Here is an 11,618-nt window from a genome sequence, read left to right as displayed (position 1 = left end):
CACGGTCAGATCAACAATGCTTTCCGGTGTCAGCGCAACCGCCTGTCAGCGGAGCAGTACCGGCACGTCCGCACTCAGGCATTTTCTCTTTGGAATGAGGTCACCGATGTAGCGAAGAACGCGTAATTCGCGACACTTGTTACCCGCCCAGAGGCAATTTCGCCCCGGGCTCTACAACTTGCTTCCCCGGTTCAGCAAGTTGACAGCGCCTTCCGGACAGCGAATACATGCAGCGCGCGATCCTGATGGTGGCGCAGATGGAAGGATTGATGCTATTCAGGCTCGACAATAACAAGCGGCGCGAGGAGTTTTTGGCGGTGCGCGCGTCGGTGCGCAAGGCGCTGTTGATGCTGGCGACGGCGCCGTAAATCAGGCCGCTTCACCGTCAAGCCGTCAAGCCGTCAAGCCGTCAAGCACAAGTTTATTGAATTTAAGCAACTAAATATTGATCAGTATCAAGCACTTTACCGCGAAGGCGACTACGCTTTTCAAGTCGCGTCAGAACATCAAGTTCATACGGCGGCAACTCCACTCTTTATCACAGGAGATGGCTCATGGCTTATGTCGCACTTGATCCCGAAAAATTCAAAGGAAGCTCTGTCGGAAACGGACATTGCGTTGCATACGCGCGCCAAGCAACATCAATGCCACACACTGGCGTGTGGCGAAAAGGCGCTCTCGTCAAAGGAACGGTCGGAATCGCGATTGGTACGGCGATTGCAACCTTCGACAAGAACAACAGCTATGCCAACAAAGTCGATGGTACTTCCCACGTTGCGATTTATCTTGGCCAGACCGCAGTTGGAATTTAGGTAACCGACCAATGGGTTGGCCAGCCCGTCAGCGAACGCACTATCTACTTTCGAGCCGCGCCGCGCGCAGTGAACGATGGGAGCAATTACTATGTCGTGGAATAGCTGCCGCGAAAGGACGAGTAGATTGACCAACGCTGCTTTAATTTTAGTATTCGCCCTGAACATGCTCGCCGCCGACGCTGCCGCAGCGTCGGCATGCGCCAGCGATTCCCCCGTCGCCGTCACGCGCTGGGTGTCGAAAAACATACCGCAACTCGCGGCCGCCGATTCCGGCCGTTTCATCACGGCCGATTTACTCGCATCGATTCGGCGGGACCATGCGCGCGCGACAGCGAATGACGAAATTTGCGGTATTTGCGGAGGCGATCTTTGGACCAATTCGCAAGAAGGATATGCCCGACGGCCCAAATCGTTTCGCCAATCGATGCGCAGCGGAACTCGTGCCGAAGTCATCTATTCGGTGCGCTTTTCGATTGAAGCGACGGGCCCGCCCGAACCGCGTAGTGCACGCATCGTGTTGCGCAAGGAAAAGGGGTGTTGGAAGATTGACGATATCGTCCATGAGGACGATTCGATCAAGCGTATCGTCAGCGGAACTAAGTAGTGTCGGGGGCACCGTTCCTGGATTTAAACGGACGCCGCCCCGTCGCCGCACAGTTTCAAATGCGGCAAAACGACGTGCGACAGCATCAGGTCGCGCCGCTCTTCGAGCAGCGCGAACACGGCGTCCTTCGACAGTACGTACTGGTCGAGCAAGGTGTCCTTGATCGATTCGATGACGGCCTTGTAGTCGCGGATCGCGCCCAGCGTGTAGCTGTAGAGCTCATCGGATTTTTCTTCCACCTGGCGGATCGAGCGCTCGCCGTTGGTGTCGTGGCCGAGCTGGGAGTAATCGATCTTCGAGCGCGAATACATCGACAGGCGGTTGACCATCAGGTTGAGCATCTTGGTCGCCTTCTCGATATCGTTCTGGCTGCCGACCGAAATGCCGCGGGCGCCGTAGAACAGCTCCTCGGCGGCGACGCCGCCGTACAACTGGATCACGTCCCGCTCGAGCTCTTCGAGGGTGCGCAGCGACACGTCATCGCCCGACTGCAGCACATAACCCAAGGCGCCGATTTTCGACACCGACTCGGTGCTGATCTTGAGCAGGTGCGACTTTTCCTTTACCTCGGCCAACGTCATCCCCTGGCGCAGGTACGGATCGATCTGCATGAAGAAGTGGCCGAGCTCGTGCAGCGCCACCCGTTCACGCTGCTTGTGCTTTTCGGCCGTCGTGGCGCGGTCGGTCAGGCCGAGCGTGGCGCGCTCGAAGGCGCGGAACATCAGGTCGGTATTGATGATCTTCTTTTCCTGGATTGAAATCATGCTGGCGCGTTCAACCACGGTTTCCAGCAGCGCCGGGCTGAGGTTGGCGGTCATCTCGGCGACCTGGCCAAGGTCGAGGTCATTCCAGTCGACCAGGCCTTCTTTTTTGCGCGACAGGAAACTTTTCAGCAACTCGCCGCGTTCGCTCTTGTTCGGCAGGCGGAAATTGATTTTCACCGAAAAGCGGCGCAGCATCGCTTCATCCATCTCCGACGACGCGTCGTCGAAGTTCGATGCAACCACCCAGATCACGCCGGCGCCCTTGTCGCTTTTGACCCCGTCCATGAGGCCGAGCAAGGTGTTGGCGGTATCGTCTTCCCACTTCTTTTCGCCGCGGCCGCGCGGCATGAACAGCGTCTGCGCTTCGTCGAGAAAGATGATGCAGCTGCCGCGCGCGCATGCCTTGCGGTACAAGGCGTTGAGCGCCTTCGATCCGCCGCCGACGAAACCCGATTCCAGCGCCGAGCCGGAAGCCTGGATCAGCGGCACATCCAGTTTCTTGGCTAGGTAGCCGACCAGCTTGGTCTTGCCGGTGCCGGCCGGGCCCGTCAGCATCACGTTAAACGGCTTGTCGATGTTGTGCGATTTGTACTCGGCGCGGTTGCGGATCATGTCCTCGAGGTGCAGCACTTCCTGCTTGATGTCGTCCATGCCGATCAGGTCGTCCATGCTGCCTTTGAGCTTGTCGGGCGTGATGACGGAAGCGTTCATGCCCATTCCCGGAATGCCGAACTTGAGCGCATAGATGATGAAGAAAATAATCAGGATTTCGAACGCATGACGCTTCAGGAATGCAGTTGCCTCGGCGGTCGCGCTGTTTTCGCCTTCATCGAGCAGCACCGCTTTGTGCGAAGCAAGGAAATCGTCTTTGGCGATCGAATACGGAATGGCGTTTTTGAGCAGCACTTCGCGCTCAAGGCTCAGGTGCGAGGTGCTCGGCACTTTGACCACGTGCAGTTCGGGGGCGCCCTTGAACTTGAAGATATAGCGCGGCGACTCGGACAACGGTTTGGCCACCAGCAGGTAGTCGAGTTGATGCTTGCGCGCAGCCAGTGCGGTAATTTCGGAAATATTTTGCGACAGTACCAATGGGCTCGTGTCCTGGGCCACGTCGCCGCTGGAAAGCACCAGCCAAGCCGTCAGCGCGACCAGCAGCGCGGCGGAGATGCGCACGTACACGTTCTTGAAGGCGATTTGAAGTTTTGCAAGATTAGGCATAGATTACTCTTTGTACTTTTTGATCGATTAATGCGCGAGGCGCAATGTGCAAACAGTCTTGGACAGCCGACGAAGTGGGGTACGGCGCAGGCAGCGGCATTTCGATGCCATTACGACCGAGGGTGACCGTTTGATATCGTTTTAGTGCTTTGGGGCAATAAGTATGTGGAGACTATACCCCCAAAAAAAACCGTCATGCAAATAAATAAGTGTAAAACTTCGTGCGTCGCAACAAGTGCGATGAAAGCGGTAATGAACCCGTTATCGCCCTGATAAATAAGTTTATTGACTCGATAAAACCGGCGCCGGCATGACGTGTTCCATTGCGATTTTTCACATCTTTAAACCTGGATAGTGTCTTTACGATCGGACTCTTCAATACGTTGCAGCCTTGTTTTTTTGCCAGTTCAATCGGACGCCTTCACGCTTAAAAACTAGCTATGCTGTGATTCGGATGTGGTTCAGATTTTTGGTCGGCTGCGGGACAACTGAAGGAAAACTCCGTGAAAAAATTCGCACTTGCAGCAATGCTGGCAATGGCCCTTGGCGCGCATGCGCGCGCCAGCGTAATGGAGATCGTTTCCGCGCACGGCGCCGTCAGTTCAGCGCCGCACGCGGCGCTGACGGCACCGCCGGAGGGCGTCGCGGTCCTTCAACCGGTCTCGTCGGACCTGGCCGAACCGGCGGTATTTGCCATGATGCTGCTTGGCCTGTGCCTGATCGGCTTTCGGGCCCGCCGCGACGGCAGCGAAACGTTCAAGTGAGCTGGCGTCGATGTCGCCACAGAGGTAGCCACATATGTGTCACGTACGTGTCTACCTCTGTGGCTGCCTCTGCGGCTACCTCTGTGGCTACCCCCGTGGCTGCCCCGGTCGGCTCGGGTGCAAGATCTATGCAGGCACTTGTACCAGTCCGCACAAGAACCTGCGCCAGCGCCGGCCATTGCCGGCAGCCACTCGCGACTGCTTGCCTTCACCCAGCGGCGACAATCTGAGTTTAAATGATTTCCGCCGGCGTTGCAGCGCAAGCGCTAGCGCCTGCATGGGCGCCGCGCGCAGAACGGTTTGCCAACGTACTGCCTGCTCGTCCGTGGCTGGTTATGGCGCCGCTCATCCGGGCAGACCTTCGTCGCCCATTGCCTGGCGCACTGCCGGGCGCGCGGCGATGCGCTCCGGGAACGCCGCACCGGCGCTTTCGGCGCCCCCTGTTGCGGGCACCGCTTGCGGGGCGACACGCGCAAGCCGCAGCGTGAAGCAGGTGCCGTGGCCGAGCGTACTGCGCACCGAGATGGTCCCATTAAATTGTTTTACCACCAAGTTATAGACAATGTTCAGGCCCAGCCCGGTACCGCCTTGCCCGCGCCGGGTAGTAAAGAACGGCTCGAAAATGCGCTCCAGCAGTTCGGGCGCGATGCCCTTGCCGTTGTCGCTCAGTTCGAGTTCGACAACGTCGACGTCGAGCCGCGCGTGGATCCGGATTTCTCCCGGCTGCTCCGGATCGAACGCATGCTCGACGCAATTGAGCACCAGGTTCGTTATCACCTGGGCGAAGGCGCCTGGATAGCTGTCGAGCACAATGTCATCGGCGCCGTCGAACTTGAGCGCGATCCGCGTCGTCTTCAGTGTCGGCCGCAGGCTGGTGACGATTTCCTCGACGTATTCCATCAATACGAACGGGCGCCTCGCCTCGCTGGTCTGGTCGACGGCGATCTGCTTGAAGCTGTGGATCAGGTGCGCTGCGCGGTAGGCATTGTTCATGATCAGGCGCGAACTTTCGGCGGCGGTGGCAATGTAGCGCAGCATCACCGATTTCTTCAGTACGCCGCCGGCGAGCGCCGCCTGCATGTCATCGGTGGCGTCTTTCAGCACCGACGCACTGGTCAGGGCGATGCCGACCGGGGTGTTGATTTCATGCGCGACCCCGGCCACCAAGCTGCCCAGCGACGCCAGCCGCTCGGCCTGCAGCAGCGACTCCTGGGTCAGGCGCAAGTCGGTCATGGCCTGCGCGCTCTGTTGCTGCGAACGGCGCGCGGCGTCCTCGGCTTCGCGGATGCGCGCGATGGTCGACTTCAGGCGGCGCTGGATCTGGTTGAAGCCGCGGATCACGTCGCCGAGTTCGTCGCGCCGGTCTTCCGGCAACTCTTCGACTTCGCCGGTGCCGCGCGTGGCCAGTTCGAACAGGCCGTCGCGCAACTGCCGCAGCGGGCGGAACACTACCCGCAGCGACAGCGACAGTGCCATCACCAGGATGATGTCGAGCAGCAGCACCTCGAGCAGCTTGCGGAACAGTTCGGAAGCGAGCGCGGCGTCGATCTGTGCGCGGCTGAAGTAGACCACTACTTTACCCACCGACACTGGGCGAATGCTGGTGCTGGCCGAGCCGGCGTCGCGGAACACCAGTTCGCGCCGGGCCGGCAGGCCGCCCGGCGGCGGCGGCCCGCTGGGAACCACCAGGCGGCCGTCGGCGCCGCGCGCCTTGCTGGCGAACAGCTCGACGGCGCTGTCGTAGACGCGAATCGACTCCACTTCCAACGGCAACATTTCCGCTTCAATGATGGTGTCTACCTTGGCCTTGTCGAAGTCCCACAATGCCGGCGGCAGGCTGATCGCCAGGCGCGTCAGCACACCTTCGCGCAGGCGCTGGTGGCTGCTCTCGAGTTCCTTGCCGAGCGAATACTGCGCGTAACTGCCGGAGATCGCCAGCACCAGTGTGACGATCAGTACGAACAGCAGTTTCAGCCGGCTCTGGATACTGAACATTCGATCCTTTCAAGGCGATGCCGCGTTGTCCAATGTAAGGCAAGCGATGCGCGTTGGCAAGCGGGCGACGGCCGTAAAAACAGTTGGTCGAAAGCCGGGCACCCGGTGGTAAGATCGCATCACTGGAAGATGGAGGATGGCATGAATTCAGCTTATCAGCATCTTGCGCTGGCCGACGTCAGGCCGGGCATGGTGCTATCCGATGTATTACTGGACCGGCAGGGCCAGGTGCTGTTGCCGCAAGGTGCAGTCCTGACCGCGCCGATCATCGCACTGTTGCCGCGCCATGGCATCGAAGCGCTGGCGGTGTTGCGCCATACTGCCAGCAGCGCCGACAGTGCCGAAGCGGCGCCGGACTACGCCATGCTGCAGCAGCGCCTGGCTTATCTGTTTCGTAACAACGACGCCAGGCACCACGCCGACTCGGCGGGCGCCGCCTTGCACCACTTCATGCAAGCCTATCGACTGGGCCGGGAGATCGAACAATGATGCCACTCAGTCTCGACGACGTCATTGCCAGGCTGCAGGACTTGCCTTCGCTGCCAGCGGTCGTGATGGAACTACTGACCAGCATTGACCAGGAAGACGTCGATATTTCGGTGCTGGCTCGCAAAGTGTCACACGACCAGGCGCTCACCGCCAAGACGTTGCGGCTGGCCAATTCGTCGACCTACGGCCTGCAGGTCAAGGTCACCACGATCCAGCAGGCCATCACCTTTCTCGGCTTCGAGACCACGCGCAACCTGATCACCGCCGCCGCCGTCACTGGCTGTTTTTCCGCCGGCCAGTGCGCCGGCTTCGACAACAAGGCATTTTGGCGCCATTCAATTGCCACTGCCGCCTGCGCGCGGGTGTTGGCGCGGCACATGCGCTTCAACCAGGACTACGCGTTCACCACCGGCCTGCTGCATGACATCGGCCGTCTGGTGCTGGTCAGCACCTATCCGCAGCGCTACGCCGACGTCCTGGCCTGGCGCGGCGAGCATGATTGCGAACTGATCAAGGCCGAGCGCGCGGTACTCGGCATCGACCACGTCATGGTTGGTGTTGCATTGGGGGAACGCTGGAATTTTTCGGATACGATGTTGCGGGGAATTGCTTGGCACCATGAGCCGGAACGGGCCGGCGCCGGTTTTCTTGCCACCATCATCCACGTGGCGAACGCGGTCGTCCACGCGTTGGACGTTGCAGGCGAAGACAACGAGCTGGTGCCACCAGTGTCGCCGGTCGCATGGAGCGCGCTGGGACTGAGTGAAGAAGCCTACTTGCATGTGTTCCGCGAAACCGAACTGCAGTTCGATGAAATTTCAGTTGTCCTGATGAGCTGATCCATCGGGTTTCGCAGGCTTACGCGCTGTGCGATGCGCGCAAGGCAGCGGGCGCGGCGGCTTGCCACGCTGGGCCGCTGTACTTGTCAACGAAAGCATGACAGCGACCGCCGCCATGCCCACGCAATCAATGAGCATAATTGCCGGTAGTCGTAGCGGCAGGCTCGGCAGCGGCCTTGTCTTCGGCCTTTGGACGACCCTGGGCGTCCGACAGGCGATATTTGGTCCGACGGTCGCCCATCAGGTCGCGCAAGTCGCGGATGCTCATGCCGGTCACTTCGTGCATGCGGATCAACAGCGATGCGCCGACCGGCAAGCGGTGGTGGCGTATCTTGCTGATGACAGGCGGCGCCACTTCAAGCATGCGCGACAGGGCAGCGTCGTTCTTCAGCTGCATCTTGCCGAGCAGGATGTCGAGCAGATGGTTCGGATTGTAGCTTTCTTGTGATGCCAGAGCGTGGTGTGCCATGATTTGCCTCGTGTGAGTGGTTGTAATAATTCCGTTACGAACGTTGTTAAAGACCATCTTTCGTCTACATAAGTTCCCGGAAAACGGCCAAAGCGTGATTAAAACGGAAATTTGCCTTAAATCATTCGCTATGGCCCGTCACCGGATCGTTTGCGCTCTGCGCTACGCGCGTCCCAAACAACGCACTTGCTAATCAAACAAATTATCAGACTCATACGCCATCAGTACATCCGACCTTAGCCTCGTCTATATTGTTCATAATCAAGCTATCGCAAGGAAAACTTGCCACATCGTCATTTCAACACAGGGGCATATTTTGTGGCGCACGCAAGACTTTTCTTGAATTCAGTTGGCACGTAAGAAGTCCTGCAAAAGTCTTTTATTTTTAACAAAAAAACTGGCACTCAGACAACAATGCATTAAATGTTTTTTGGGGAAACTGGGCATATAATTTGTGCACAGTAAGATCGTAATTGAGATTGCGATCATTAAATTGAACAAATATGTTAATGATTTGCAACTAACGTCGCTAAATGTTGCAGCGCGCGTCAGCCCAGGGGATTCCCGCCGGTGCTGACGTTTACGGTAAACTGCCAAGCGGCGTTATCACAGCGTCAGCACAAGCTTCAGTGAAACCTCTGGAGATAACTTCCAGCAACAGCTACAGCTAGAGCAAGACAATTCATGCAGAAAAAAGTATTTATCAAGACCTTCGGTTGCCAGATGAACGAGTACGACTCCGACAAAATGGCCGATGTGCTGGGCGCCTCTGACGGCCTGGTGCGCACCGACACGCCGGAAGACGCCGACGTTATCCTGTTGAACACCTGCTCGGTGCGCGAAAAAGCGCAGGAAAAAGTATTTTCCGACCTGGGCCGGCTGCGTGAACTCAAACTGGCCAATCCCGATCTTTTGATTGGTGTCGGCGGCTGCGTAGCTTCACAGGAAGGCGACGCGATCGTCAAGCGCGCGCCGTACGTCGACATGGTGTTCGGCCCGCAGACGCTGCACCGGCTGCCGCAGATGATCCGGGCGCGGCGCGACACGGGCCAATCCCAGGTCGACATCAGCTTTCCCGAGATCGAAAAATTCGACCATTTGCCGCCGGCCCGCACCGACGGCGCGTCGGCCTTCGTATCGATCATGGAAGGCTGCAGCAAATACTGCAGTTACTGCGTGGTGCCTTACACCCGCGGCGAGGAAGTATCGCGCAGGTTCGATGACGTGCTCGCCGAGGTGGCTGGCCTGGCCGCCCAGGGCGTACGCGAAATTACCCTGTTGGGACAGAACGTCAACGCCTTCCGCGGCGCGATGGCCGGCGCCGATGGTGCGGGTGACAGTGAGACTGCCGACTTCGCGCTGCTGCTCGAATACGTCGCCGCCATTCCCGGCGTCGAGCGGATCCGCTTCGTCACCAGCCATCCGAAGGAATTTACCCAGCGCCTGATCGACGCCTACGCCACCATTCCGCAGCTGGTCGACCATTTGTACCTGCCGGCCCAGCATGGCTCGGACCGGGTATTGGGCGCGATGAAGCGTGGCTATACGGCGCTCGAGTACAAGTCGATCATCCGCCGCATCCGTGCGGTACGTCCGAACATGTCGATTTCATCCGACTTCATCGTCGGCTTCCCCGGCGAGACCGAGGCCGACTTCGAAGCGATGATGAAACTGATCATCGACGTCGGCTTCGACACCAGCTACAGCTTCATCTTCAGCAAGCGGCCCGGCACCCCGGCCGCCAGCCTCGACGACGACACGCCCCACGAGGTCAAGCTGGCGCGATTGCAGCGCCTGCAGGCGGCGATCGACGCCAACACGCGCAAGTACAGCGCGGTGATGGTCGGCACCGTGCAGCGCATCCTGGTCGAAGGGCCGTCGAAAAAGGACGCCGCCGAACTGCAGGGGCGTACCGAGAACAACCGCGTCGTCAACTTCGCCGCCGGCCCCGATCGTGCGTCGCTGATCGGCTCCATGCTCGACGTGCGCATTACTGAAAGCTTTAATTACACCTTGCGCGGCGAGTTGGTCGCCAGCGCCGACCTGATTGCCAAAGCCAGTTGAAAACCAAGACCCCCCTCCAGCCTACGTACTTCATCCCCGAGCCGCTCGATAACACCCGGCTGGCGCACTTGTGCGGCCCGCTCGACGAGAACCTGCGCCAGATTTCAGCGGCGCTCGACGTTACCATTTTCCGCCGCGGCGAAAAATTCATCGTCAGCGGCCACAATGCCGAACGCGCCGTCGAGATTCTCGAACGTTTCTACGCAGTGGCCAACAAGATCGTGCCGATCGAGGAAGTGCAGCTGGCGCTGGTCGAACAGCGCTCCGGCCTGAACCCGACGATTGCCGCGATCGAGCAGGACGCCGAGCAAATCGACATGTCCGAGGCGACTACGCCGGTGCTCAAGACGCGCCGCGCCGACCTGCGCGGGCGCACGCCGCACCAGATCCAGTACATCCGCGCGATCCTCGAACATGACATCGCCTTCGGGGTCGGCCCTGCCGGCACCGGCAAGACCTATCTCGCCGTTGCCTGCGCCGTCGACGCGCTCGAGCGCGACGCCGTCAAGCGCATCGTGCTGACCCGCCCGGCGGTGGAGGCGGGCGAGCGGCTCGGCTTCCTGCCCGGCGACATGGCGTCCAAAGTCGATCCCTATCTGCGTCCGTTGTACGATGCGCTGTATGACCTGCTCGGCTTCGACCGCACCCAGAAGATGTTCGAGAAACAGGTCATCGAGATCGCCCCGCTGGCCTACATGCGCGGGCGCACGCTCAATCACGCTTTCGTGATCCTCGACGAGGCGCAGAACACGACGGCCGAACAGATGAAAATGTTCCTGACCCGGATCGGCTTCGGCAGCAAGGCCGTGGTTACCGGCGACGTCACCCAGGTCGACCTGCACAAGACCCAGAGGAGCGGCCTGATCGACGCTGTCCACGTGCTCAAGGACGTGCGCGGCATCGCCTTCACCCAGTTCTCCAGCGCCGACGTGGTGCGCCATCCGCTGGTGGCGCGCATCGTCGACGCCTACGAATCGGCCGCCGCGATCCAGGAGCTGGTGGCACTGCCCAAACCGGCCGCCCGCAATGTCCGCAAAAAATAAACTCACGCTGGCGGTGCAATACCCGGATGCCCGCCTCGCGCAATCGATCACCCGCCAGAAGGTGCGGCGCTGGGTCCAGGCCGCCCTGCTCGGGCCGGCCGAGCTGACCATCCGCTTCGTCGACGCCGACGAAGGGCGCGTGCTCAACCGCGACTACCGGGCCAAAGATTACGCCACCAATGTACTTACTTTCGCCTACAACGAAGGCGAGGACATCGCCGCCGACGAGCCGACCCGCGCCGACATCATCCTGTGCACCGACGTCCTCGAACGCGAGGCCGGCGAACAGAAAAAAACCGTCGAGGAACACGCCGCCCACCTGGTGGTGCACGGCGTGCTGCATGCCCAAGGCTACGACCACGAGCACGACGACGAAGCCGACGAGATGGAGCGTTTTGAGCGCGACGTCCTCGAAGCGCTCGGCTACCCCGATCCGTACGCCGACAGCCACAGCTGACCGCCTGCCGATGCATGCGCCAGCGCCGCGCTGGCGCTCCGGCGCGCCTGGCACTGCCTGAAAAACAGGCACTCGCGGTTTTGGTGTATCCTATGCT

General features: G+C 59.9%; 11 protein-coding genes and 1 pseudogene. 9 read left to right on the top strand and 3 right to left on the bottom strand.

Going from position 1 to position 11,618, the window contains the following annotated elements:
• Nucleotides 1-227 precede the first annotated feature (227 nt).
• The 3 genes and pseudogenes from CR103_RS01940 (at nucleotide 228) to CR103_RS01930 (ending at nucleotide 1,419) form a co-directional block, all read left to right on the top strand.
• Nucleotides 228-368 (top strand): hypothetical protein, encoded by a 141-nt coding sequence (locus CR103_RS01940; protein ID WP_229442604.1) that lies wholly within the window; start codon nucleotides 228-230, stop codon nucleotides 366-368.
• 186 nt (nucleotides 369-554) lie between these two features.
• Nucleotides 555-917: pseudogene (locus tag CR103_RS01935) on the top strand (BPSL0067 family protein).
• A 22-nt stretch (nucleotides 918-939) separates the two neighbouring features.
• The gene (locus CR103_RS01930; protein WP_180279243.1) at nucleotides 940-1,419 is read left to right on the top strand and encodes a DUF3828 domain-containing protein; all 480 of its coding nucleotides are present in this window, start codon (nucleotides 940-942) and stop codon (nucleotides 1,417-1,419) included.
• 23 nt (nucleotides 1,420-1,442) lie between these two features.
• Here the strand turns inward: CR103_RS01930 and CR103_RS01925 are convergent, their stop codons facing one another.
• Nucleotides 1,443-3,401, bottom strand: coding sequence for an AAA family ATPase (locus tag CR103_RS01925; RefSeq protein WP_099914285.1), 1,959 nt, complete (start codon nucleotides 3,399-3,401; stop codon nucleotides 1,443-1,445).
• Nucleotides 3,402-3,904: 503 nt separating this feature from the next.
• Here CR103_RS01925 and CR103_RS01920 point away from each other — a divergent pair.
• Nucleotides 3,905-4,165 carry a PEP-CTERM sorting domain-containing protein gene (locus CR103_RS01920; protein ID WP_099914284.1) on the top strand — a complete coding sequence of 87 codons (261 nt, stop codon included), beginning with the start codon at nucleotides 3,905-3,907 and terminating at the stop codon, nucleotides 4,163-4,165.
• Nucleotides 4,166-4,510: 345 nt separating this feature from the next.
• Here the strand turns inward: CR103_RS01920 and CR103_RS01915 are convergent, their stop codons facing one another.
• On the bottom strand, nucleotides 4,511-6,160 hold the full coding sequence (locus CR103_RS01915) for a sensor histidine kinase (RefSeq protein WP_099914283.1): 1,650 nt from the start codon (nucleotides 6,158-6,160) through the stop codon (nucleotides 4,511-4,513).
• Between the two features lie 141 nt (nucleotides 6,161-6,301).
• On the opposite strand from CR103_RS01915, the gene CR103_RS01910 reads away from it, so the two are divergent.
• Complete coding sequence (locus CR103_RS01910) at nucleotides 6,302-6,649, top strand: hypothetical protein (protein ID WP_099914336.1); 348 nt, start codon at nucleotides 6,302-6,304, stop codon at nucleotides 6,647-6,649.
• Nucleotides 6,646-7,488, top strand: coding sequence for an HDOD domain-containing protein (locus tag CR103_RS01905; protein WP_099914282.1), 843 nt, complete (start codon nucleotides 6,646-6,648; stop codon nucleotides 7,486-7,488). Before CR103_RS01910 ends, CR103_RS01905 begins: the two co-directional genes overlap by 4 nt.
• Before the next feature lie 127 nt (nucleotides 7,489-7,615).
• Here CR103_RS01905 and CR103_RS01900 read toward each other — a convergent pair whose 3' ends face one another.
• Nucleotides 7,616-7,957, bottom strand: coding sequence for a hypothetical protein (locus CR103_RS01900; RefSeq protein ID WP_099914281.1), 342 nt, complete (start codon nucleotides 7,955-7,957; stop codon nucleotides 7,616-7,618).
• A 684-nt stretch (nucleotides 7,958-8,641) separates the two neighbouring features.
• On the opposite strand from CR103_RS01900, the gene miaB reads away from it, so the two are divergent.
• Genes miaB through ybeY form a run of 3 tightly spaced genes read left to right on the top strand, consistent with a single transcriptional unit; the run spans nucleotide 8,642 to nucleotide 11,521 of the window.
• Complete coding sequence (gene miaB, locus CR103_RS01895) at nucleotides 8,642-10,021, top strand: tRNA (N6-isopentenyl adenosine(37)-C2)-methylthiotransferase MiaB (protein ID WP_099914280.1); 1,380 nt, start codon at nucleotides 8,642-8,644, stop codon at nucleotides 10,019-10,021.
• Nucleotides 10,018-11,064 (top strand): PhoH family protein, encoded by a 1,047-nt coding sequence (locus CR103_RS01890; RefSeq protein WP_099914279.1) that lies wholly within the window; start codon nucleotides 10,018-10,020, stop codon nucleotides 11,062-11,064. Before miaB ends, CR103_RS01890 begins: the two co-directional genes overlap by 4 nt.
• The gene (ybeY, locus tag CR103_RS01885; protein ID WP_099914278.1) at nucleotides 11,048-11,521 is read left to right on the top strand and encodes an rRNA maturation RNase YbeY; all 474 of its coding nucleotides are present in this window, start codon (nucleotides 11,048-11,050) and stop codon (nucleotides 11,519-11,521) included. The genes CR103_RS01890 and ybeY overlap by 17 nt, the downstream gene beginning before the upstream one ends.
• Nucleotides 11,522-11,618 lie beyond the last annotated feature (97 nt).

The organism is Massilia psychrophila, from assembly GCF_002760665.1.
In the GTDB taxonomy this organism is placed as follows: domain Bacteria; phylum Pseudomonadota; class Gammaproteobacteria; order Burkholderiales; family Burkholderiaceae_D; genus JAFCUW01.
The sequence above is the reverse complement of the archived record's forward strand: the minus strand, read 5'-3'. Positions and strand labels throughout refer to the sequence as shown.

Bases quoted from the DNA above. Each gene is read 5' to 3' on its own strand.
- CR103_RS01940 (WP_229442604.1), top strand. From the start codon at position 228: ATGCAGCGCGCGATCCTGATGGTGGCGCAGATGGAAGGATTGATGCTA.
- CR103_RS01925 (WP_099914285.1), bottom strand. From the start codon at position 3,401: ATGCCTAATCTTGCAAAACTTCAAATCGCCTTCAAGAACGTGTACGTG.
- CR103_RS01915 (WP_099914283.1), bottom strand. From the start codon at position 6,160: ATGTTCAGTATCCAGAGCCGGCTGAAACTGCTGTTCGTACTGATCGTC.
- CR103_RS01910 (WP_099914336.1), top strand. From the start codon at position 6,302: ATGAATTCAGCTTATCAGCATCTTGCGCTGGCCGACGTCAGGCCGGGC.
- CR103_RS01905 (WP_099914282.1), top strand. From the start codon at position 6,646: ATGATGCCACTCAGTCTCGACGACGTCATTGCCAGGCTGCAGGACTTG.
- CR103_RS01900 (WP_099914281.1), bottom strand. From the start codon at position 7,957: ATGGCACACCACGCTCTGGCATCACAAGAAAGCTACAATCCGAACCAT.
- miaB (WP_099914280.1), top strand. From the start codon at position 8,642: ATGCAGAAAAAAGTATTTATCAAGACCTTCGGTTGCCAGATGAACGAG.
- ybeY (WP_099914278.1), top strand. From the start codon at position 11,048: ATGTCCGCAAAAAATAAACTCACGCTGGCGGTGCAATACCCGGATGCC.